The sequence below is a fragment of the Profundicola chukchiensis genome (assembly GCF_029664245.1).
In the GTDB taxonomy this organism is placed as follows: Bacteria; Bacteroidota; Bacteroidia; order Flavobacteriales; family Weeksellaceae; genus Profundicola; species Profundicola chukchiensis.
On the sequence record NZ_JANAIE010000003.1, the window covers coordinates 402434 to 425395 of the forward strand.

Sequence of the window (22962 nt, forward strand, 5' to 3'; positions counted from 1 at the left end):
TAGGAAAAATGTCAATGAATTGAATATGCTTAATTATAGAAAATTAGTGCCGTGTGATCTACCAAATTTGATTAATGAAACAATTTAGTCAAGTGGTCCTTAGTATGAAACACGTTTATTTAATTTTATTCTTCTGCATTATTGCTCAAACAGCCAACGCTCAAATTTCAGGCAATATCTATAGTTCTGAGCAGATTCCTGTGGGACAGGTAATTGTTAAACTACAAAAAGACAAAAACATTTTGTCCTATGCCACAAGTAACAAGGCAGGAGAATATACTTTACCCATTAAAGAAACTGGAAATTTCGATCTTATCTTTTCTTCTTTGCGCTATGAGGAGGTAATGATTCCCATCACAATAGACAAGTTAGATGCAGAAATTACACAAGACATAACTTTGTTTTCTAAAGAAATAATACTCCTCAACGAAACTATCGCAATTGCCAAAAAGCCTATCACCGCCAAAAAAGACACTATTGTATATGACGCAGCCTTCTTCTTAAACGGTAATGAACAGGTGGTAGAGGATTTGTTGAAAAAACTTCCAGGGCTCACCGTGGACGAAAATGGGACCATAAAAGTTGGAGAACAAGAAGTAGAGAAGGTAATGATAGAAAATGATGATTTCTTTGAAAAAGGTTATAAAATCGTTACTAAAAACATGCCTGTCCATCCCATAGACAAAGTGGAGCTCATTCAACGATATTCTAACAACAAACACCTAAAAGGGATAGAGAAAAGCGATAAAGTGGCGCTGAACCTTAAGCTAAAAGATGACGCCAAAAACCAATGGTTTGGCAATGCAGAATTGGGAATTGATGTGAGCAGTTTAGATTATTATAAACTCAGCGGCAATCTAATGAGTTTTGGCAAGAAGAATAAATACTATTTTCTTACACATTTAAACAACATTGGAAAAGATGCAACGGGCGGATTAAGCCATCTCATCAACCCCAATAGCAGAGGAAATAACTTTGTAGGAGATGGTTTTGGCACAGAACAATATATTCACAAACAAGGAATGAGATTAGGTTTTAAAGACGAGAGAACCAAAATCAATAACGAAGAGCTCATATCATTAAACGCAATTTTTAATCCCAATGAGAAATTGAAAATTAAACCCATAATTTTCTTTAATTCCGACGAAAATACTTTTGTTAGACAACAAGTACAATCCTATCATCTGCCAGGTCAAGAAGATTTTACAAACTTCGAAGATTATAGTTTGCGTAATGCTTTTCAAAATATTTTTGCTAAAGTTGATGTTTCCTATGATTTCACCAAGAACAAAACTCTAGAAATCAGCTCGAAATTCAATACCAAAGACGGTGATGATATAAGCCAAATAAATTTTAATGCACATGATTTACAGGAGAATGTAAATACCCAAATCCAGCGATTTGACCAGGAAATTCAATACACCCAAAAACTGTCAGAGACTAAAGTAATTATCTTACAGGGTAGATTTATTTACGATGAAAATCAACAAGATTATTTCACCAACACCAACTATTTTGGGGATTTCACTCAATCTAATTCATCCGAAAACGTTCGTCAGAAATCTAACAACCATGGGAATTTATTGGGGATAAGTTTTAAATATTTAGACCGTAAGAAAAATGGTAATCTTTTGGAAATCAATCTTCAAAATAAATTAGAAAACCAGAATTTACATAACTTGCTTTATTTCTCTCAAAACCCAAGAATTAATGACATTCAATACTCGGAAAATAACTTGAATGTAAAATCAAGTTATATTTATAAAATAAATGCGAAGCTGAGTCTTCGCGGAGAATTAAGCGCGCAGAATTTTGATCTAAACTATGATAATCTAAATATTTCTGAAAAGTCTCATGTTTGGAGCGTCAACCCAAGTTTTGGAATTGATTATGACTTAAACGAAAAACATAAATTCAAAACGAATTATACCTGGAACGCCAATTCCGCACCTGTTGGCTATCTGAATGCCGATTACATTCTTACAGCCTATAACAACCTGAACCTTGGCTTGTCAACGCCAGCGGTCTTCAATAAAAGTAGTTTGTTTTTTAGCTATCATTACGGAATATGGACGGACAAGCTCATGTTCAACACCTACTTATTTTACAATAAGGACGCTGATTATTTATCTTCTAATAACTTAATAACTCAGGACTACTCTGTTGGACAATACCTCACTTATAAAGATAGAAAAACATTTACGCTCAACGGAAGTTTAGATTATTATTTAAAATTTATTTCATCTAATCTTAAATTCAAAGGAGGTATGTTCCAAAGTACCTATGCCAACCAAGTAAACAATTCCGCACTACGAAAGATCACAACTTCCAACTATAATTATGGATTAGAATTTCGTACAGGCTTCGATGGTTTGTTTAATGTTCACCTAGGTACAAAAAACACACATCAACGGATGGAAGTCGATGGTTTTAAAAATAAATATGTGAATAATAATTCATTTGTAGATACCTATTTTAATATTTCGGAAAAGTTTGATTTCCAGACCAATTTAGACTATTACTATTTTGGGAATTTAGAGCAAAACAAGCATTATTATTTTGTGGACGCTACAGCTAGGTATAAGTTAATGGAAAATAAATTCACCTTGGGACTTCAGGCCAAGAATTTATTTAATACTTCAACTTTCACAGTAAATAGCCTTAGTGACATCAGTCAATCGGTGACATCTTATCGCTTGCTTCCACGTTACATCATGGCAAGCTTTGAATTTAGGTTTTGATGAGAAAGTAGTTTAAAACTGCTTAATTGAGGCTTAAAATTGTTACATGAAAATATAGGACACGAACCGTCATTCCCCACTTGAGGCGGAATTTAATGTGGTAATTTATCTTCTATTGTTAAATGTATGCTGAAGCCAAAAGCTTAGATTGTTTTTTGTTTCTCTGAAGTTTTAGGGCCATAACCGCAGCCAGTACTACATCCACCGCTTTTCTTAGCAAATGGAGCAATCACACGATTATATAAATATATAAGCGCAATTAAAAAGATGATTCCGATAATTAAATATTCCCAATTCATACTATTATTGTAACAAATTGTACGCCAAGAAAGCACATAAATAAGCAAATCCACTCATGAGAACCAATTGAATTAGAGGCCATTTCCATGTTTTGGTTTCTCTATATACAATCGCCAGCGTGCTCATACACTGCATCGCAAAGGCATAAAACAACAACAATGAAACACCCGTCGCAAGATTAAAGACTAAAGTTCCATCAGGATTCTTCTCTCTTCGCATACGCTCCACAATTTGTGTTTCGTCTTCTGTATCCGATCCAATGCTGTAAATCGTCGCCATAGTACCTACAAAGACTTCTCTGGCAGCAAAGGATGTAAGAACCCCAATACTAATCTTCCAATCATAACCAATAGGCCTAAAAACAGGTTCTATCGTCTTTCCGATGTGGCCAAGCATGGAATATTCTAATTTATGAGCTTCTAAATGATGCGCCTGTTCGGATTCTGTCCAAGAATTTTCAATGGATTGTTTTGCAACAATATCCTCAGCATTCTTGAATTGTTCTCCCGGTCCCCAAGCACTTAATACCCATAAAATAACAGAAACCGCCAAAATGATTCGTCCAGCACCAAAAATAAATGCGGAAACTTTCTCCCATAAACCTAAAAATAGATTTCTCCAATCGGGAACATGATAAGCGGGCATCTCCATAATCAAATAACTTTTATACTGAGATTTAAGGACTTTCTTACCAATAAAAGCAAAAATTAAAGCCGCAAATAAGCCTAATAAATAAAGCGCCATTAATACAATTCCCTGTAAATCAAATCCAAGGAATGAATGTTTAGGGATCACCAAAGCAATTAAAATGGCATAAACAGGTAGTCGCGCAGAACAAGTCATAAATGGTGCAACCAAAACGGTTAAGAGCCTTTCTCTTGTGTTTTCAATATTACGTGCCGCCATAATCCCAGGAATAGCACATGCTACACTAGACATCAAGGGTACAACAGATTTACCGCTAAGACCAAAAGGCTTCATCCATTTGTCCATCAAGAAAACCACCCGACTCATATAACCTGATTCCTCTAAAAGCAAGAGGAAGAATATCAATATACTGATCTGTGGAATAAAAATCACCACTCCACCAATTCCTGGAATAATCCCGTCTGCAATTAAACTCGATAATGGTCCGTCGCCTAAAATCCCTTGTGCCTGACTTTGCAACATGGCGAATAAGCTATCGATGGCATCCATAGGCACTTCAGCCCATGAATAAATCGCTTGGAACATTAAAAATAAGAGTCCAAAGAAAATAATATATCCCCAAAAACCGTGGGTCAAAACATTATCTAATTTCTCAGAAAATGACCTTTTCTTTTCTCCTGAAGAACTTTCTACTTGCTCTACAATCGCATCAATTTCATCATAACGATACAATGTTTCTGCAATCTGCATTCGCGCAGGAACCATATGATTTTGTTTGCGAATGTTTTCTATCGTAGATTTTTCTTCTGCAGTTAGATGTAGAATATTGGGTTGAGCAGCATATTGAAAAGCTAAATAGTCACTTTTCAACTTCAGCTTCTCTCTAATTTCTTTTACGGGATTCACATACAACAGAGGAACCTCAAATTTGGCAGGTTCTTTTGCAAACTCCGTAGATATGCTTTCTTTGATTACATCAAGTCCCTCACCCGTTCTAGCATTACTTGGAATGACTTGCGTATGTAAGGATTGAGATAATTTTTCAATATTTATTTTAATTCGGCCTTTTTCGGCTTCGTCCATCATATTCAGAACGAACTTAACAGGAATGCCTAAATCTTGAACTTGTTTAAAAAGCAGTAAACTACGTTTAAGTCGTAAAGGATGTCCTACAACAAAAACCTTATCTGGAAAATCAGGATGTTCAGGATTGCTTAAAATATCAAAAACTACTTCTTCATCCGCTGCTTTTGGATAGAGCGAATAAGTACCAGGAAAATCATACAGCTGTATAGATTGCCCGTTTTCGGTAAAAAAACCAATACGTTTATCTACCGTCGTTCCAGGATAATTCCCGACGCGTTGCTTTAGGCCAGTTAAACGATTGAATAAAGTTGACTTACCCACATTGGGGTTACCGATTAATGCAACTTTTATAGAATTCATTTCTCTTTTTTAACCAATACTGCGCTTGCTTCAGACTTACCTAAAGCTAAAACACAACTTGTTTTACATAGAGAAATACAAATAGGTCCATTAAAGGGTGCAGAACATCGAAACTCAATGTCTTCACCAGGAACAATTCCTAGTTCTAAAAATTTGGCGGGGATGTCTTCGGTGCTAAATCCTAAGATGGTAGCTCTTTCCCCTTTCTTTAAATCTGCAAGATTTGTCAAAGCAGTTAATTATTTTAGAATGAGAAACAAATGTACTTAATTTTTAATTAATCTAAATAAGTTCAAGCTATGATTATTGACATCCAATATAATTTTGTAACTTTTCATTCTGAAATTTATCCATGAAATACGCTTGGTTCTTATTCATAATCACCGCTTTAGTTAATATTCAATGCGAACCTCCAAAACCTAGAGTTTTATTAGAAGAGGAAGAACGAGTTCGAAGACGTGCTATTCGAAACATTGAAGATGATATTAACGATGCGTGGATGCACAGAAAATATAACTACAAAGATGGGGAGGTGCTGACAGAAGGCAATACCTATTTGGCGGTTTATACAGAAATTTATGCTAGGTCAGAAAAGCGAACTTATCCACTAACTGCTACTTTGAGTATTAGAAATACGAGTTTAACTGACTCGGTATTTATCAATAAATCTGAATACTATGATACCCATGGTGAGTTAATCCGTACTTATTTTGACCGAACTATTTACGTGGCTCCTATGGAAACAGTAGAGATTATTGTAGGTGAGGACAATGAACAAGGTGGATCAGGAGGTAATTTTGTTTTCCATTGGGCGACAAGAAATCCTGAAAACAAACCTATGTTCGAAGCGGTAATGATTTCCGCAAGTGGTCAACAAGGAATCTCTATCATGACGCAAGGTATTGATATACACGATTAAAAAAATCTAAAACTCACTTGAAAACAATATATTTGCTATATACTTAATATTATAACTATGAAATTACTTGCTTACTTAATGGTCTTCACTTTTATATTCTCTTGCAGCGAACAAAAGAATGAGGACGTTAAAATGATTGAAGACTATGCTTCTTTTGGTAAAGAAATCACTGCAGACGGCGCTATTTCTCAGGTAGAAATGTTGGCAAAATTCAATGAATTGCAAGTAGGTGATACTGCAACGATTAAGTTTGCATCTAAGGTGAATTCAGTTTGTCAAGCAAAAGGATGTTGGATGAAACTAGCATTAGATCCAGAAACTGAAACCATGGTTAAATTTAAAGATTATGACTTTTTTGTTCCTAAGGACATCGCTGACTCAGACGCTATTGTAGAAGGAAAAGCATACAAAGAAGAAATGACGGTTGAAGATCAACAACACTACGCAAAAGACGCTGGAAAATCTGAAGAAGAAATTGCTGCCATTACAGAACCTAAAATGGTTTATAACTTTGAGGCTGAAGGTGTTTTGATTAAATAAAAATTTATGAGAATTTTATTGAGCCTAAGTTTCATCTTATTAATTTCATCTTGTCAGGAAAAGAAAAGCAAGTACGTTTTAGATGAAAAATCTGAAATGGCTCAGCTGATGCTCGATATGCATGCTAGCCTAGATGAGGTTCAGCTTAAAATTAAAAATGGAGAAAATATAGGGGATTATCCAGAAGAGTTTGATAAGGTTATAGATGCAGAAATGACCGATGAGTCTATGCGTTCCGATAGTTGGGAAAGCTTTGCCAATGCCTTAATTGAATCAGAAAGGGCCTTATATAATGCCGCTCCAGAAGAACAAGAACAAGCTTATAAAAATGTAGTTAATTCATGTTTAGCTTGTCACACCAATGTTGGTTGCAGTGGACCAATTCCTAAGATTAAAAAGTTAAGCTGGAAACCTTAATTCAATAAATCTTGATAACGAATCAACATCTAATTTCCTTTTAGATGTTAACTTTGTGCCATAAAATTAGTTCAAAACTCAACTTGAATTAAAGATTAATCTCGCTATAACATTTAAAATGAATCACATGAAAAATATTAATCCTACTCAAACAGAGGCTTGGAAAAAGTTACAAACGCATTTCGGTGAAATCAAACAAAGCCATTTAAGAGATTTATTCGAGCAAAATCAAAATAGATTTCAGGATTTTCATGTGAAGTTCGAGGAAATATTATTCGATTATTCTAAAAATAGAATGACCGAAGCCACGAGAGATTTATTAATTCAATTGGCAGAGGAATGTGATCTAAAATCTGCTATAAATTCCATGTTTAGCGGAGAAAATATAAATCAAACAGAAGATAGAGCAGTTCTGCATACAGCATTGAGAAATTTTGAGGATGAACCCATATTAGTAGATGGAAAAGATGTTTTGCCTGAGGTGGAGAAAGTGAGAAATCGAATGAAACTTTTTACAGCCAAGGTGATTTCTGGCGCATGGAAAGGTTTCTCTGGTCAACAAATTACCGATGTAGTTAATATCGGGATTGGTGGTTCTGACCTTGGTCCTGTGATGGTAGTGGAAGCTTTAAAACATTATAAATCTAGATTAAATGTTCACTTTGTTTCTAACATCGACGGAACGCATATAAGTGAAACTTTAAAAGATTTAAATCCGGAAACCACTTTATTCATCATTGCGTCTAAGACATTTACAACGCAGGAAACCATGACCAACGCACAAACGGCGAAGGATTGGTTCTTGAATTCCGAAGCAAAGGAAACTGATGTAGCTAAGCACTTTGTGGCACTTTCTACCAACGAAGAAGGCGTAACAGCTTTCGGGATTGATAAAGCTAACATGTTTGAGTTTTGGGATTGGGTTGGCGGAAGATATTCTTTGTGGTCGGCGATTGGATTGAGTATTTCGCTAGCTGTGGGATATGATAATTTCGAGAAATTATTAAAAGGAGCATATAAAACAGATGTTCATTTTAATGAAGCTGAATTCAATGAAAATATTCCTGTTTTAATGGGATTAATAGGAATTTGGTATAACAATTTCTTTGACGCAGAATCTTATGCCATCTTGCCTTACGAGCAGTATTTACACCGATTTTCTGCTTATTTGCAACAAGGAGATATGGAATCCAATGGTAAATCTGTAGATAGAAACGGCGATAAAGTAGATTATCAAACCGGGCCGATAATTTGGGGAGAGCCAGGAACCAATGGTCAACACGCGTTTTATCAATTAATCCATCAGGGAACAAAAATGATTCCGGCAGATTTCTTGGGAGCAGTCGAAAGTCATAATCCAACAGGAGATCATCATGTGAAATTAATGGCAAATTTCTTTGCTCAAACAGAAGCATTAGCTTTTGGTAAAACCGAAGCCCAAGTCCGTGAAGAGTTAAATAAGGAAGGAAAATCCCCAGAGCAAATAGATTTTTTAACGCCTTATAAAGTCTTTGATGGAAATCATCCTACCAATTCATTTTTATATCAGAAACTTACACCAGAAGTATTGGGTAGCTTAATCGCTATGTATGAACATAAAATCTTTGTTCAAGGTGTGATTTGGAATATTTTCAGTTTCGATCAGTGGGGCGTGGAATTAGGAAAACAGCTCGCAAAGACAGTCTTAAATGAGCTAAATTCTACAGATGAGGTGAAATCGCATGATAGTTCAACCAACGGACTTATGAATGCATTTAAGCAAATGAGAAAATAAATAAAGTTCTATTTTAATTTTATCTTTAGCCTCAGAAGCGAAGCAAGCATTCATGTCACAAAATATTTATTTTCATGTTGGGTTAAGCAAAACGGGTTCTACTTTTTTGCAGCATCAAGTTTTTCCAAAGCTTCAGGGAATCTATTATTTGCCAACGGTAAAATATAGACATGCCTTGAAATTGCTTCCTAAAATCCATGATGAAAGGGTTTTGGTTTCAAGAGAATTCGATCAGCAATTCGAACAAGAAGTGAAGAAGTTTTCGGCGCAGTATCCACAAGCTTATCCGATTATTGTCTTGCGTGAACACAGTAGTTGGGCAGTTTCTAATTATAAAAGATTTGTGAAAAATGGACATTCCATTTCTTTCAAAGAATTTATTGATATCGAACGCGATAAAGGCTTATTTAAGAAAAGAGATTTTGATTACGAGCGCTATATCGACTTATTAGAACAGTATTTCGCCCAAAAACCACTGATTCTTTTTTACGAAGACTTACAAAAAGAACCTGTTAAATTCGTGAGAAAAATAATGGATTATACAGGTGCAGAGTTGAATTATTCAGACGTAAATTGGAATCCTAGACACGTTTCTTATGATATCGATTCTTTAAAATTAGTAAGGAAACTAAGCAATAAGATTCAGTTTCAAAAGAAATTAGAAGTGCACACCAAGCCAAGAGGATTCTTATATAATTTATATGCTAATATAGTTAGATACAGCATTTTATATGCGAGTAAATTATTTCCTAAAACTTGGTTTCCAACAGAAGAATTTATAAATCCAGCTGAAATTGAAGAGTTAAGACAATACTTCAGCCCACAATGGGATAGCTTGAGAAACAAGACCCACTAAATTTAATTATCTTTGACTCAACTTAGAAAGCAAGCAAATTAAATGAACATCCACAAAGAACTACAAGAAGAATTAAATCATTCCATCGAGAGAGATAGAATTAGTCATGCTTTGTTGTTTAGTGGAAAATGTGGTTATGGAACACTACCACTTGCGCTATGGTATGCCGGCCGGTTACTTTGTACTGACGAATCAGAGAAATGTAGGAATGATGTGATGTCGGGTTTAAATCCAGATTTACACTTTGTTTATCCTGTTACCACTACCGATAAAGTTCCAAGAAAGCCTACCAGCAAGGATTATATTTCAGATTGGCTAGATTTTATTGCTCAGAATAAATTTGCAGATGGTTTTGCCTGGCTTCAGCATATTGGCGCTGATGGTAAACAAGGTTTAATTAATGTAGATCAATCCAAAGAGATTTTAAAAAACTTAAGCTTAAGAAGTTATGCTGGTGGTTATAAGGTGATGATTATTTGGTTGCCAGAAACTTTGAACATTTCGGCGTCTAACAAACTTTTAAAAATAATCGAAGAGCCGCCTCAGAAAACAGTTATCATTATGATCTCTGAAAAGGCCGAGGAGTTATTGCCAACGATTTTGTCTCGTTGTCAGCTGATTAAAGTTCCGAGGTTGTCTCAATTAGAGGTAGAGGAGGTTTTAGTACAACAATTTTCTGTAGATCCCAACTTAGCCGAAGAAGCAGCTGCAGTTTCTCAGGGTGATGTTTCGCTTGCGCTAGAAAGTCTATTACATCAGACAGAATCTTTTGAAACCTTGTTTATACAGTGGGTTAGAAATGCTTTTAGAGCTAAAAAAGATGTTACGGCTTTGGTGGATATTTATGATTGGTCACAAGAAATTGCCGCTTGGAACGACCGCGAAAAGCATAAACAATTCTTGAGCTATTGTGCAGACATCTTTAGACAAGCATTAGTTCAAAGTTATGGTGCATCTGATTTAGTTTTAAATCAAATTAAGTCCGAAACCTTTAAATGGGATGGTTTTGCTAACTTTATTCATGGTTCTAATATCGAGGATATTCTCAATGAAATTAATGAAGCTTCCTATCATATCGAGCGAAATGGAAATGCAAAAATCATTTTCTTAGATATGGGAATCAAAATGACAAGATTTATCCATAAAAAGGAACCGAATCCTACTTCTTAAAAATATCTTGACATGAACAGCATGCGCATTATTGGAATCATGTCCGGAACTTCTTTGGATGGAATTGACCTGGTTTGTGTTGATTTTGACTTTTCAGAAGATCAACTGAAATGGAATATTATAGCTACTTCATTTTTTGAATATGATGAAGAATGGCGTAATAAGTTAGCTAATGCACATTTGCTTTCCGCAACAGACTTATTGTCTCTAGACGTGGAATATGGTCAATATTTAGGTCATAAATCTAATACCTTTATTCAAGAAAAGAATTTAAGTGAAATTGATGCGATTGCCAGCCATGGTCATACTATTTTTCATCAACCCAATAAGAAGTTTACACTTCAAATCGGTCATGGAGCTCATATTCAAACCATCACAAAACTAAAAGTAATCTCTGATTTTAGGTCACAAGATGTTGCCCTAGGCGGACAAGGAGCGCCTCTAGTGCCCATAGGCGATAGATTACTATTTGCTGATTACAACGCTTGCGTAAACTTAGGAGGCTTTGCTAATATCTCTTTTGATGACTCAACCGGTAAACGAATAGCTTTCGATATTTGCCCTGTTAATTTTGTTCTAAACTCACTTTGTCGCGAAATTGGAATGGATTACGACTTCAATGGTGAAATAGCTTCTAAGGCGATTGTAGATAGTAATTTATTGAATGAACTGAATAGCTTGCCCTTTTATCAACAATCTGCTCCAAAATCTTTAGGTCGAGAGTGGGTTGAAACGCATGTGGATTCGATTCTGAGCAATTCTTCTCTCTCAATAGAATCTAAGATTGCAACTTTCACACAACACGTAGCTTATCAAATAGCAGAAGTTTTAAATGAAAATCAATTAAATCGTGTTTTATTCAGCGGAGGTGGAGCCAAAAATTTAACATTAATTTCACATTTAGAAAATCAAACCCAAAGTGAAATAATTATTGCCAATAATCAAATCACAGATTATAAAGAAGCCTTAATTTTTGCTTTATTGGGAGCTCTAAAACTAAAAGGAGAAATAAATATCTTATCATCTGTTACAGGCGCTTCTAGAGATTCTTCTGGAGGAATTATTTATTCTTAAAACACAATTTATTTTACTTTAATTTTAATAGCTATCTCTTTATTAAAATTAGGCTTTTCTTTTTCCAATTTTTGTAACTTGCACGATAAATTTTAATGTTATGTTAAGACATTTTTTGGGCAATAGCCCAACATGGTACAAGTTTATCATGATAGGTTTTATGGTGCTGAATGTTGTACTTTATTTTGCACTTCCAGCCATAATGGACGAACATACGGCGATGTCGATATTATCTTGGCTGTTTATTGGTGAGTTCATTTTCACCTTAGCCATGGCCTTAAAATGTTATCCTCTTCAATCGGGTGGTCTTTTGGCAATTCAGATTATGATTTTAGGATTAACTTCACCTCAAAATGCTTATAATGAGGTGGCTGCCAATCTAGAAGTAATCTTGCTTTTAATGTTTATGGTGGCGGGTATTTTCTTTATGAAACCACTATTGATGTATATTTTTAGTAAGGTTTTCGTCAAGATTAAATCAAAATTACTACTCTCATTTCTATTTGTTCTGATAGCGGCAATGCTATCGGCCTTTTTAGATGCACTAACGGTTACGGCTGTATTAATAAGTGTTGCGGTTGGTTTCTATGGTGTTTATCATAAAATTCATTCGAGTGATGCAGATTATGATGGTAGCGGAACTTTAGATAGAAAAGAATTAAGCGGCGAGACTTTAGAGAAATTCCGTGCTTTCTTGCGATCATTAATGATGCATGGTGCGGTGGGAACTGCTTTAGGTGGGGTTATGACTTTGGTAGGTGAGCCTCAAAACTTATTGATTGGAGAAAAAATGGGAGAGGACTTTGTTTCTTTCTTCTTGCATATGGCGCCTGTAACAATACCTGTATTCATCTGTGGATTGGCGACTTCTTTACTATTAGAGAAGTTTAAATTATTCGGATATGGAGAAAAATTGCCTCCAATTGCGCGTCAGATTATAGAAGCTTATACGATAGAAGTAGATAAAAACCGTACCCCAAAAGAGAAATATGGCTTAATTGTACAAGCCGTTGCGGCAGTATTATTAATCTTAGGATTAGCAACTCATATTGCGCCTGTTGGATTTATTGGATTAGGTATTATCATCTTCCAAACGGCATTTATGGGAATTACAGAAGAGCATAACTTAGGTAAATCCTTTGAGGAAGCTCTACCGTTCACAGCCTTATTAGTGGTTTTCTTCGTTGTGGTTGCTATGATTCACGATCAGCATTTATTTACGCCTATTATTGAATCAGTTTTAGCTTTACCATTTGATCAACAGCCAGGTATGTTCTATGCTGCCAATGGTTTATTGTCTATGATTAGTGATAACGTTTTCGTGGCAACAGTTTATATCAATGAGGTTTTTGCGGCTTATGAAAACGGAAATATCACCAAAGAACATATGGATACTTTAGCAGTTGCTATTAACACCGGTACCAACTTACCATCAGTTGCTACTCCTAATGGTCAGGCTGCATTCTTGTTCTTATTAACGAGTTCTATTGCACCTTTAATCGACCTTTCTTATGGTAGAATGGTGAAAATGGCGCTTCCATACACCATCGTTTTAGGATTGATTGGTTATTTATGTATTACAAACTATGACTTTATATTAGGCTTAATGGGAATGTCGCATTAAGAAGCGAAAGACTCATCAAGTTTTAAATAAAAAAGCATCCTAGATTTTAAATTTAGGATGCTTTTCTTATAAAGTTTAAGTCAGAAATTATCTTTCTAAGAATTTCTTTAAATTCCTATTCAACGAGGTTTCCCAAAAGCCAATCAGTCTATCTGGAGTCAGTTCTGGTAGGTCAACAGCTAAGTGGTGAATGCTCTCTTGGGTAACAATCACTTCGGTTTGATCACCATCCTTTTCTAAATCCCAATTAACCGTGCTACTAGCTTGGCTCAAGTCTGGATAAGCCCAAGTATGTCGGAAATTGTTAGGTGCTTCCATTTCTAGGATTAAACACTCGTGTAGCATCTGATCTTCTCCAAACAACTCCAAGAAACGAAAGGTGTCCCCATCTCTCAATTCATCGGTGTCAATAGCTGCAAACCATTGTTTCAATAAGGAAGGACTTGTAATCGCATTCCAAACAGCATCTATAGATGCGTTGATTTTAGTGGAAACTTGTATAGGCTCTAGGTCTTGTGGTATGTTCTTTTTTTCTTCCATAGCTCTGTTTATTTTTTGATTTTAACCCATTTATCTTTGTCATTCTTGTGGTAAACATTCTTCACAGCACTCCATGCGGTAGCATGCATTCGGCTTTCATCCTCATATTGCTCTTCTGCACTGTTAAAGGCGGCTTGATAGATTTCTTGCGCATGTTTGGGTAAAACATTCTGCACATCTTCTGGCAAATCTTTTAAGGTTTTATAAGGCATAATCTTGGTTTTATAGAATCTTTTATCATCAAAAATGATGTCAGATTATAATTTAAGAAGGGCTAATTTTGATTTAATCTTATTTATTTAATTTTAAAATTGAATACTTTGCAATTTTTGCTGCTGTATAAATATACGGACAGATTAGCTCATCTCAAAGTTTATAGATAGCTGCGTATTGATGTGTACAAAGTACAAGTTCTTTGTCCTTAGAAGCTTTGATGCTCTTTTACTCGGAAATATTAATAGTTATTTTAACATTCTGATTACAAGCTTATGAATGAATATCAAGCTTTTGATACTAATTCATTCTCAAAGAATTAATGTAATTTTGAAAAAACTAAGAAAACATGCTCATAATTGAATCTACTTCCCATGATGCTTATGTCAACATTGCGTCAGAAGAGTTTTTAATGAAGAATTACCCAGACCAAGATATATTCCTATTGTATGTGAATGCTCCATCGATTATTGTGGGGAAATTCCAAAATACTTTAGCGGAGATCAATTTGGATTATGTCAAAGAAAACAACATCAAGGTTGTTAGGCGTATGTCGGGTGGTGGAGCTGTATATCATGATTTAGGAAACTTGAATTTTTCTTTTCATGTGCCGCACAAAGATCAGGATTTCATGGACTTTAGTCAATTTACTAAGCCTGTTGTTGATATGTTAAACGAAATGGGCGTTAATGCCGAATTAGTGGGTAGAAATGACTTATTGGTGGATGGTAAGAAGTTCAGTGGAAACGCTAAACTTTCTCGACACGGGAAAATTGTTCAGCATGGAACGATTTTAATAGATTCAGAGATGGAGATTTTGGCGAGTGCTTTAAAAGTAAACCCTCTTAAGTTTGTTGATAAAGCAACGAAATCTACACGTTCGCGTGTGACTAACTTAATTCACTATTTACCTGAAGGAACGACAACCGAAAGCTTTAAGAAGCTATTGATAGATTTTATTTTAAAAGAAAATGAACACGCTGAGATCCATTCTTTCACAGAAGATGAAATGAAGGAAATCCATAAATTAGTGGAAGAAAAATATAGTACTTGGGATTGGAATTTCGGTTTCTCTCCGAATTATAATTTCCAAAGAGCGATTAAGGTTCCGGCTGGATTTATAGAAGCTCACATAGAAGTAGAGCGAGGTGGAAACATGAAGAAAGTCAAGATTTTCGGGGATTTCTTTGCATCTCAGCCAATCGAAGAATTTGAAGATTATTTAATCGGTCAAAATCACGATATAGACTTTTTAGAAGAGCACTTATCTAAAATAGATTTAACCCAATATTTTGGGAAAGTGACTGTAGAAGAAATTTTGCCTTTGTTTAAATAATCAACAAAGGCAAAATTTAATTTATTTGGTTTTAATAACTCATTTCTACAATCATACGAGCATCTTGTGGCGTCACGATTTGGTTTTCTCCAATGCCTGACCAACCTCTATCGGTAAATCTTTGCTCAATAGTTTCTGCTGTTTTCTCAATGTTTTCAGCATACTCAGAAAGTTTGGTTTTAACGCCTAGCGAATGATAAAATTCTTCGGTCTTGTCGATAGCTTGTTTAGCTTTATCTTCTAAACTTCCTTCTGTAATTCCCCAAACACGCTCAGCATATTGTGCTAATTTCTCTTTTTTAGCCTCAAAGTTGTGCTTATAATGCGGAATTCCGATAATAGCTAAAGTTCTAGCGTGATCAATTCCGTATAATGCTGTTAGCTCATGTCCCATAGCGTGTACCGCCCAATCGGTAGGAACACCTTGTGAAATTAATCCATTTAAAGCCATGGTACAACTCCACATAAAGTTGGCTTTGGCAGCATAATCCTCTTTGTTTTCTAAAACTTTTGGCGCGTCATTCACTAAAGTAGAAAGAATACTTTCTGCAAATCTATCTTGTAAATCTGCTCCAATCGGATAGGTCATATATTGCTCTAACACGTGATTAAAGGCATCTACAATACCATTCACCACTTGGCGCTCTGGAATTGAATTAATCACATTTGGGTCTAAAATCGAAAACTGAGGGAAAAGAAGAGGACTTCCCATAGAAAGCTTTTCTTTTGTCTCTCTACGCGAAACCACAAAACCAGAATTCATTTCTGAACCGGTTGCAGGTAAGGTTAAGACTGTTCCAAAAGGAATCGCATCATCTATTTTAGCTCTCGTTTGGACCATTTCCCATGTGTCGCCATCATATTTAGATGCCGCTGAAATAAATTTAGCTCCATCAATCACAGATCCACCTCCAACAGCTAAAATAAAGTCTATCTTTTCTTTCTTAACGACCTCTACAGCCTCCATTAAGATTTCATATTCTGGATTCGCAGGAACACCGCCAAACTCAATAATTTGATGACTTTTTAAGGCTTCGGTGGTTTGATCATAAACCCCATTTTTCTTAATACTTCCTCCACCATAAAGCATTAAAATCTTTGAATTGGCTGGAATTTCTTTACTTAATCTTTCGATTTGCCCATCACCAAAGATAATTTTGGTTGGGTTTTGATATATAAAATTATTCATGTTATATGTTTTTGCTAAAAATTAGTGGTCACAAAGTTACGACCTTAGCTTATATGTTAAAGTTTACCTCAATTCTTAGTCCAAAGTGTTCAATTTAATCTTACTTAAATCTTATATTTGAATATATGAATTGGTTTATCGTTTTAGAGGTTATTTATTATCTTTTTTTAATTGCGGTTGCACTTAAAATATTAAACGATACCCAATCTTCTACCAAAGCAGCTGCTTATATCTTGTTGCTGTTTATTCTTCCGGTCGCAGGAATCATTATTTATCTTTCATTTGGTTTAAACTATCGTAAAAGCGGAATTTATTCTAAGAAGATAGAAATGGATGAAGCGCAATCTAAACATGTAGATAGTTTAATCAGCGATTATATTTCAACCAATACACCTAAATTTAAAAAGGAGCATTTTGAATATATGGGTTTAAGTAATATGGTTTATGAAGATAATCAAAGCTTTACCACCCGAAACAACAAAGTTAAAATCCTTCAAAATGGTGAAAATAAATTCCGTGAATTATTAGAGGCTCTGCGAAATGCTAAGCACCATATCCACATTGAATATTATATCTATGAGGATGATGAAATCGGAAATGATTTAGCCAATATCCTTATGGAAAAGGCTAGGGAAGGCGTTGAGGTGAGATTTATTTATGATGATTTTGGAAGCCGAAGTATTCGAAAAACCATTGTTCCCAAGTTAAGAGAAAGCGGTGTAGAGGCTTATGCTTTTTATGAAATTACCTTTATTTATTTAGCCAACCGTTTAAATTATCGCAATCACAGAAAAATTGTTATTATCGATGGCGACACCTCTTTTGTGGGAGGTGTAAATGTGAGCGATAAGTATATCAACAAAAGTGCTCAGGATTTGTATTGGAGAGATACACACATTAAAATTGATGGAGAAGCGACATGGCTATTACAACAAATTTTCTTCGCCGATTGGAACTTTTGTGCGAATCAGCAATTAAAACCTTCCAAAGAGTATTTTAGAAATCAACCGCGTTTAGATCAAGGAAATTGGGTGCAGATTGTATCTAGTGGACCCGACTCTAAGATGCCAAGTATTTTGTATAGTTATTTGCAAGCCATTGGTTTAGCTAAAAATGAAATCTGCATTACTACACCTTATTTAATTCCAGGCGAGGAGTTTTTACATGCTTTGTATATGGCAGTATTGCGTGGCGTTAAAGTTAAAATCCTACTACCAGAAGTTTCAGATTCTTGGTTTGTCAACACGGTTTGTCGCTCTTATTTTGGCGATTTACTTGAAAATGGAGTAGAGATCTACCTTTATCAAAAAGGATTTATTCATGCTAAAACCATGGTTTGTGATGATAAACTTGCCGTTGTTGGAACAGCAAACCTAGATCACCGAAGCTTTGACTTGAACTTTGAAGTGAATGCGATTATGTATGATGACGATTTGGCTAAAGAGCTTAAAGCCAGTTATTATCAAGATTTAGAAAACGCTCGAAAACTTGAACTTGAAGAATGGAATGAACGTAAAAAAGTTGTTCAATTATTAGAGAAAAGCCTTAGAATTGTTGCTCCTCTCATGTAGTTTTATTCTTATTCATCTAACTCGTCCACCCACTTTTCAGAGGACTTAAATACATATAAATCTGTTTTAAGAATATCCTCTTGCATATTGATTTCATTTCTTAAAGTATCAAAATATGCCTTCTGATCATGGCGTTTTTTAGACAGTTTTTGAGTGGTATGTGTATCGTATTTAATGAACTTATAACCTTGTCTGGTCGCCGTATATCTTCTCATTCCTAAACTCGTAAGCGCATCTACTCCTAAATGCACGGCGGTATATAGCGTTTCTCGATAATAGTTGTCGATTCCAATATCAATGAAGTTATAGGCATCAATACGATTTCTTGCTCTCACCATAATCTTAAGATTAGGGAAGTTTTTACGTACAATTTCAGCCATTTTTAGATTCACTTCTGGATTATCTACACAAGCAATAAATAGTTTAGCTTTAGAAGCATGTGCAGCCTTTAACAACTCTAAACGTGTTGCATCACCATAGAATACCTTATAGCCCATTTTTCTAAGAATGTCCACTCTTTCGGAGTCATGATCCAAAATCGTCATGCTGATATTATTGGCGTGCAATAACCTAGATACCGTACTCCCAAAGTGTCCGAATCCTGCAATAATTACCTCATTATCATCTATATCATCAGGAATTTCTGCACTTTCTTCGTTGGCTGTTTTAGTTCCCACTTGAGGCAACAAGAACATATCATTAAACAAGAACAAGAATGGCGTTAAAAACATACTAAGCGCAATAACGGCCATCATTTGATCTGAAATCTCTAATGGAATAATGTTCAGCTGCGAAGCAAAACTTAAGATAACAAAACCAAATTCACCCGCCTGACACATGATAAAGGCGAAGATGAGGTTCTGGTCTAGTGATTTACTATAAAGCTTTCCTAAAGCAAATAAAACAATAAACTTAACCAACATCAATGAAGCTACAGAAGCCAATATAAACAAAGGTTGGTCGAGTACTAGCGGGAAATTCACCGAAGCGCCAACCCCAATGAAGAATAGACCTAATAAAAGTCCTTTAAAAGGGGCTATATCTCCTTCTAGTTCGTGTCTAAACTCTGAGTTGGCCAATACCACTCCCGATAAGAAGGCACCCAAGGCAGGGCTTAATCCAATGATTTGCATTAAATATGAAACACCTACAACTAATAATAGAGCTGAAGCTGTAAATAGCTCTTGTAATCTCGCTTTTGCAACCCAACGCAAGGCTGGACTAATAACGAATTTACCCGCTAACGCAATTCCGCCAATAGCTCCAATCACGATCAACACTTGTAACCATGGTGCTAAATTGGAAATGATGGATTGAGAAACCGTGTTTTCTATGTCATCAGCAGCCAAGAAAGGAATCATGGCTAGAATAGGGATGACCGCAATATCCTGAAATAAGAGCACCGCAAACGATGACCGTCCTGCTGTGGTATTGCTGAGGTTTTTCTCACCTAAAATCTGTAATACAATCGCTGTGGATGAAAGAGATAGCGTAAGGGAAACGGCAATCGAAACATTCATGTCCCAACCGAGAACATAATACATTCCGGCAAAGAGGAGGGCAGAACTTAAGATCACCTGAAAGAGCCCCATGCCGACGATAAAACGCCGCAGTCGCCAGAATTTCTTAGGTTCTAGTTCAAGACCAATTAAGAAAAGCATCATTACCACACCAAACTCGGCGAAGTGCATTACGTCTTTTCCCTTTTGTCCAATTAAACCTAGAATATAAGGGCCGATGATCATACCGGCAATGATGTAACCCAAAACAGAACTTAACCCCAATCTTTTTGCGATCGGAACGCATAAGACCGCTGCCGATAGATAAATTACCGCTTGTAATAAAAAATCATCCAAAAGGTTTCTGTTTATAAGTTAGCCAATCATTTAAGGATTTAAATTGCAAAATTTCTTGTGCAGAAACAAAATTAGAAATTAAAGCTTCTAAAATATAACCGTAGTTCCTTCCTTTTTTGTGAATATCTACTAATGAGTTCATTTTGTCGATTCTCACCATATAAGGCGGCAAATACTGCATATTGCTAAACTCTACTGTTTTCTGAAAAGGCAGTAAATAATCCATCGTGTCGCGATCGTCTGGACTATTATCCAAATAAGAATGATTTTGTGGACCAATACTCATCACCTGAAAAACTGCTTTTCCTTTGAGCTTGTGAATATCTAAATCGTTTTCTGTTTCAAAATGCAGCACCATATCCATCCATTGTTTTAGCAAGGCCGGACAAGAATACCAGTAAAAAGGATGCTGCCAAATAATGATATCATGATTTAAAATTAAATCTTGCTCTCGATTGGTATCAATCTCAAAATCAGGATATTCTTCATACAAATCATTAAAAGTAATATATTCACTATCAGGAATATATTTATTAATAATTTGGTTTACCCTGGATTTTTCATACAAAGGATGAGCAAAAAGAATTAGAATTTTATTCTTCTTCATTTAGTTTTAAATCGTGATTAAATAACTGAACTCTAAAATTACAATTTATAATTTAATTTTTTTCCCAAAAAGATTAAAATTAAAAATGATAAACATCGCTTGTAGTACATTATAGCGAATAAAAAATGTCTCAAAATTATTTAATTAAACAATTATTGAGACATTCTATTTATTTAAATTCCATCGAACAAATTCAATGAAATGATGCTAATGCATCGAGCTTTATTTTTGATTTGCTAAAGCTGGATTCGCATTACGCTTTCTATCATTTTCAGTTAATAAAATCTTTCTTAAACGGATAGATTTTGGTGTAACCTCTACGTACTCATCTTTTTGAATGTACTCTAAAGCTTCCTCTAAAGAAAATTTCTTAGCTGGAGCAATCTTCAATTTATCATCAGCACCTGCCGAACGAATGTTGGTTAACTTCTTAGTCTTAGTAATGTTGATAACCATATCCTCTGCACGCGTGTTTTCTCCAATTACCTGTCCTTCGTAGATAGACTCACCTGGATCAACAAAGAAAGTTCCTCTATCTTGTAACTTGTTCAAAGAGTAAGGAATTGCCTCACCTTTTTCCATAGAAATTAAAGAACCATTTTGTCTTTCTGGGATACCACCTTTCATTGGTTGATATTCTTTGAAACGGTGTGCCATAATAGCCTCACCTGCAGTAGCTGTTAAGATTTGGTTTCTTAATCCAATGATACCTCTAGAAGGAATAATGAATTCACAAACCATACGCTCACCTCTGGTAACCATACTTAGTAATTCACCTTTTCTTAAGGTAACAAACTCAACTGCTTTACCACTTAAGTTTTCTGGTAAGTCAATGGTTAATTCCTCAACTGGCTCACATTTAACTCCGTCGATTTCGCGGATAATTACTTGTGGCTGACCAATTTGAAGCTCGTAACCCTCTCTACGCATGGTTTCAATCAATACAGATAAGTGCATAACACCACGACCGTAAACAATAAATTTATCGGCTGAATCTGTAGGCTCAACACGCATCGCAAGGTTTTTCTCAAGCTCTTTTTCAAGTCTTTCTTTAATGTGACGAGACGTTACTAATTTACCCTCTTTACCAAAGAATGGTGAATCGTTAATGGTAAATAACATACTCATTGTTGGCTCGTCGATATCAATCGTTGGTAATCCTTCTGGATTATCTCCTGTTGCTACGGTATCACCAATCTCAAATCCTTCTAAACCAACAATAGCACAAATATCTCCTGCTTCAACTTCCTCAACTTTCTTACGACCTAATCCGTCGAATACATGTAATTCCTTGATTTTAGATTTCACTAAACTTCCATCTCTTTTCACCAAAGTAACTTGCATGTTATCTTTTAAAACACCACGTTGTAAACGTCCGATAGCAATACGTCCTGTAAAGCTAGAGAAGTCTAAAGATGTAATTAACATCTGTGGCGTTCCTTCTTTGTCTACGTTAGGGGCTGGAATTTCCTTAACTACCATTTCCAATAAAGGATCGATGGTGTCGGTAGGTTGTTTCCAATCCTCACTCATCCAATTGTTTTTGGCTGAACCATAAACTGTTGGGAAATCTAATTGTTCTTCAGATGCACCCAATTCGAACATTAAGTCAAACACTTTTTCGTGAACTTCGTCCGGGGTACAATTGTCTTTATCTACTTTGTTAACTACAACGATAACTTTTTTACCTAAATCAATGGCTTTACCTAATACAAAACGTGTTTGTGGCATCGGTCCTTCAAAGGCGTCTACCAATAATAAAACTCCGTCTGCCATGTTCAATACACGCTCTACCTCACCACCAAAATCGGCGTGACCAGGCGTGTCGATAACGTTGATCTTTGTGTCTTTGTATTGAACAGATACGTTCTTTGATACAATCGTGATGCCTCGCTCACGCTCCTGATCGTTGTTATCTAAAATTAAGTCTCCAGTTGATTCGTTATTACGAAATGTTGCACAATGATGTAGGATCTTATCCACTAATGTGGTCTTACCGTGGTCAACGTGTGCAATAATCGCAATATTTCTAATATTCTCCATAGGTGCTATTTTCGCGGTGCAAAAGTACGATGAAATAATAGAAAATATATTACACACCAACAAATTTATAGTGATTTTGTTTTAAACAAGAAAGCTAT

General features: G+C 35.5%; 20 protein-coding genes. 11 read left to right on the forward strand and 9 right to left on the reverse strand.

Going from position 1 to position 22962, the window contains the following annotated elements:
* The first annotated feature begins 74 nt into the window (after positions 1 to 74).
* Positions 75 to 2741 (forward strand): TonB-dependent receptor, encoded by a 2667-nt coding sequence (locus NLM59_RS06280; RefSeq protein ID WP_304416900.1) that lies wholly within the window; start codon positions 75 to 77, stop codon positions 2739 to 2741.
* Between the two features lie 143 nt (positions 2742 to 2884).
* Here the strand turns inward: NLM59_RS06280 and NLM59_RS06285 are convergent, their stop codons facing one another.
* From NLM59_RS06285 to NLM59_RS06295, 3 genes are read right to left on the reverse strand one after another with little or no spacing between them, the layout of a single operon-like run.
* Complete coding sequence (locus NLM59_RS06285; RefSeq protein ID WP_304416901.1) at positions 2885 to 3040, reverse strand: hypothetical protein; 156 nt, start codon at positions 3038 to 3040, stop codon at positions 2885 to 2887.
* A gap of 4 nt (positions 3041 to 3044) precedes the next feature.
* On the reverse strand, positions 3045 to 5135 hold the full coding sequence (feoB, locus tag NLM59_RS06290) for a ferrous iron transport protein B (RefSeq protein ID WP_304416902.1): 2091 nt from the start codon (positions 5133 to 5135) through the stop codon (positions 3045 to 3047).
* Positions 5132 to 5365: a FeoA family protein gene (locus tag NLM59_RS06295; RefSeq protein ID WP_304416903.1), complete on the reverse strand. Its 234-nt coding sequence runs from the start codon at positions 5363 to 5365 to the stop codon at positions 5132 to 5134. The genes feoB and NLM59_RS06295 overlap by 4 nt, the downstream gene beginning before the upstream one ends.
* A gap of 122 nt (positions 5366 to 5487) precedes the next feature.
* Between NLM59_RS06295 and NLM59_RS06300 the strand changes: the two genes are divergently transcribed.
* From NLM59_RS06300 to nhaB, 8 genes are all read left to right on the forward strand, one after another.
* A complete protein-coding gene (locus NLM59_RS06300) occupies positions 5488 to 6054 on the forward strand; it encodes a DUF3124 domain-containing protein (protein WP_304416904.1) in 567 nt (188 codons plus the stop codon).
* Between the two features lie 57 nt (positions 6055 to 6111).
* On the forward strand, positions 6112 to 6594 hold the full coding sequence (locus NLM59_RS06305; protein WP_304416905.1) for a DUF4920 domain-containing protein: 483 nt from the start codon (positions 6112 to 6114) through the stop codon (positions 6592 to 6594).
* 6 nt (positions 6595 to 6600) lie between these two features.
* On the forward strand, positions 6601 to 7011 hold the full coding sequence (locus tag NLM59_RS06310; RefSeq protein ID WP_304416906.1) for a hypothetical protein: 411 nt from the start codon (positions 6601 to 6603) through the stop codon (positions 7009 to 7011).
* A gap of 127 nt (positions 7012 to 7138) precedes the next feature.
* Entirely contained in the window at positions 7139 to 8785 is a 1647-nt protein-coding gene (gene pgi / locus NLM59_RS06315) for a glucose-6-phosphate isomerase (protein ID WP_304416907.1), read from the forward strand.
* A gap of 52 nt (positions 8786 to 8837) precedes the next feature.
* On the forward strand, positions 8838 to 9641 hold the full coding sequence (locus NLM59_RS06320; RefSeq protein WP_304416908.1) for a sulfotransferase: 804 nt from the start codon (positions 8838 to 8840) through the stop codon (positions 9639 to 9641).
* A gap of 42 nt (positions 9642 to 9683) precedes the next feature.
* Positions 9684 to 10811 (forward strand): DNA polymerase III subunit, encoded by a 1128-nt coding sequence (locus tag NLM59_RS06325; protein ID WP_304416909.1) that lies wholly within the window; start codon positions 9684 to 9686, stop codon positions 10809 to 10811.
* Between the two features lie 12 nt (positions 10812 to 10823).
* Positions 10824 to 11885 carry an anhydro-N-acetylmuramic acid kinase gene (locus NLM59_RS06330; RefSeq protein WP_304416910.1) on the forward strand — a complete coding sequence of 354 codons (1062 nt, stop codon included), beginning with the start codon at positions 10824 to 10826 and terminating at the stop codon, positions 11883 to 11885.
* A 100-nt stretch (positions 11886 to 11985) separates the two neighbouring features.
* Positions 11986 to 13509 carry a sodium/proton antiporter NhaB gene (gene nhaB, locus NLM59_RS06335; protein ID WP_304416911.1) on the forward strand — a complete coding sequence of 508 codons (1524 nt, stop codon included), beginning with the start codon at positions 11986 to 11988 and terminating at the stop codon, positions 13507 to 13509.
* Between the two features lie 87 nt (positions 13510 to 13596).
* Here the strand turns inward: nhaB and NLM59_RS06340 are convergent, their stop codons facing one another.
* Together NLM59_RS06340 and NLM59_RS06345 are read right to left on the reverse strand one after the other, a co-directional pair.
* Positions 13597 to 14049, reverse strand: coding sequence for an SRPBCC family protein (locus NLM59_RS06340; protein WP_304416912.1), 453 nt, complete (start codon positions 14047 to 14049; stop codon positions 13597 to 13599).
* Between the two features lie 8 nt (positions 14050 to 14057).
* Positions 14058 to 14261, reverse strand: coding sequence for a ChaB family protein (locus NLM59_RS06345; RefSeq protein WP_304416913.1), 204 nt, complete (start codon positions 14259 to 14261; stop codon positions 14058 to 14060).
* 350 nt (positions 14262 to 14611) lie between these two features.
* Here NLM59_RS06345 and NLM59_RS06350 point away from each other — a divergent pair, with 350 nt between their 5' ends.
* The gene (locus NLM59_RS06350) at positions 14612 to 15598 is read left to right on the forward strand and encodes a lipoate--protein ligase (protein WP_304416914.1); all 987 of its coding nucleotides are present in this window, start codon (positions 14612 to 14614) and stop codon (positions 15596 to 15598) included.
* 31 nt (positions 15599 to 15629) lie between these two features.
* Here NLM59_RS06350 and NLM59_RS06355 read toward each other — a convergent pair whose 3' ends face one another.
* Positions 15630 to 16787, reverse strand: a complete 1158-nt coding sequence (locus NLM59_RS06355; protein ID WP_304416915.1) for an iron-containing alcohol dehydrogenase — start codon at positions 16785 to 16787, stop codon at positions 15630 to 15632.
* A 125-nt stretch (positions 16788 to 16912) separates the two neighbouring features.
* Between NLM59_RS06355 and cls the strand changes: the two genes are divergently transcribed.
* Complete coding sequence (gene cls, locus NLM59_RS06360) at positions 16913 to 18358, forward strand: cardiolipin synthase (RefSeq protein ID WP_304416916.1); 1446 nt, start codon at positions 16913 to 16915, stop codon at positions 18356 to 18358.
* An 8-nt stretch (positions 18359 to 18366) separates the two neighbouring features.
* Here the strand turns inward: cls and NLM59_RS06365 are convergent, their stop codons facing one another.
* From NLM59_RS06365 to typA, 3 genes are all read right to left on the reverse strand, one after another.
* Positions 18367 to 20214 carry a monovalent cation:proton antiporter-2 (CPA2) family protein gene (locus NLM59_RS06365; RefSeq protein ID WP_304416917.1) on the reverse strand — a complete coding sequence of 616 codons (1848 nt, stop codon included), beginning with the start codon at positions 20212 to 20214 and terminating at the stop codon, positions 18367 to 18369.
* Positions 20207 to 20821, reverse strand: coding sequence for an NAD(P)H-dependent oxidoreductase (locus NLM59_RS06370; protein WP_304416918.1), 615 nt, complete (start codon positions 20819 to 20821; stop codon positions 20207 to 20209). The genes NLM59_RS06365 and NLM59_RS06370 overlap by 8 nt, the downstream gene beginning before the upstream one ends.
* 222 nt (positions 20822 to 21043) lie before the next feature.
* Positions 21044 to 22864 (reverse strand): translational GTPase TypA, encoded by a 1821-nt coding sequence (gene typA / locus NLM59_RS06375; protein WP_304416919.1) that lies wholly within the window; start codon positions 22862 to 22864, stop codon positions 21044 to 21046.
* Positions 22865 to 22962 lie beyond the last annotated feature (98 nt).

Coding starts and splice junctions, on each gene's coding strand:
- NLM59_RS06280 (WP_304416900.1), top strand. CDS start 75: ATGAAACAATTTAGTCAAGTGGTCCTTAGTATGAAACACGTTTATTTA.
- NLM59_RS06285 (WP_304416901.1), bottom strand. CDS start 3,040: ATGAATTGGGAATATTTAATTATCGGAATCATCTTTTTAATTGCGCTT.
- feoB (WP_304416902.1), bottom strand. CDS start 5,135: ATGAATTCTATAAAAGTTGCATTAATCGGTAACCCCAATGTGGGTAAG.
- NLM59_RS06300 (WP_304416904.1), top strand. CDS start 5,488: ATGAAATACGCTTGGTTCTTATTCATAATCACCGCTTTAGTTAATATT.
- NLM59_RS06305 (WP_304416905.1), top strand. CDS start 6,112: ATGAAATTACTTGCTTACTTAATGGTCTTCACTTTTATATTCTCTTGC.
- NLM59_RS06310 (WP_304416906.1), top strand. CDS start 6,601: ATGAGAATTTTATTGAGCCTAAGTTTCATCTTATTAATTTCATCTTGT.
- pgi (WP_304416907.1), top strand. CDS start 7,139: ATGAAAAATATTAATCCTACTCAAACAGAGGCTTGGAAAAAGTTACAA.
- NLM59_RS06320 (WP_304416908.1), top strand. CDS start 8,838: ATGTCACAAAATATTTATTTTCATGTTGGGTTAAGCAAAACGGGTTCT.
- NLM59_RS06325 (WP_304416909.1), top strand. CDS start 9,684: ATGAACATCCACAAAGAACTACAAGAAGAATTAAATCATTCCATCGAG.
- NLM59_RS06330 (WP_304416910.1), top strand. CDS start 10,824: ATGAACAGCATGCGCATTATTGGAATCATGTCCGGAACTTCTTTGGAT.
- nhaB (WP_304416911.1), top strand. CDS start 11,986: ATGTTAAGACATTTTTTGGGCAATAGCCCAACATGGTACAAGTTTATC.
- NLM59_RS06340 (WP_304416912.1), bottom strand. CDS start 14,049: ATGGAAGAAAAAAAGAACATACCACAAGACCTAGAGCCTATACAAGTT.
- NLM59_RS06345 (WP_304416913.1), bottom strand. CDS start 14,261: ATGCCTTATAAAACCTTAAAAGATTTGCCAGAAGATGTGCAGAATGTT.
- NLM59_RS06350 (WP_304416914.1), top strand. CDS start 14,612: ATGCTCATAATTGAATCTACTTCCCATGATGCTTATGTCAACATTGCG.
- NLM59_RS06355 (WP_304416915.1), bottom strand. CDS start 16,787: ATGAATAATTTTATATATCAAAACCCAACCAAAATTATCTTTGGTGAT.
- cls (WP_304416916.1), top strand. CDS start 16,913: ATGAATTGGTTTATCGTTTTAGAGGTTATTTATTATCTTTTTTTAATT.
- NLM59_RS06370 (WP_304416918.1), bottom strand. CDS start 20,821: ATGAAGAAGAATAAAATTCTAATTCTTTTTGCTCATCCTTTGTATGAA.
- typA (WP_304416919.1), bottom strand. CDS start 22,864: ATGGAGAATATTAGAAATATTGCGATTATTGCACACGTTGACCACGGT.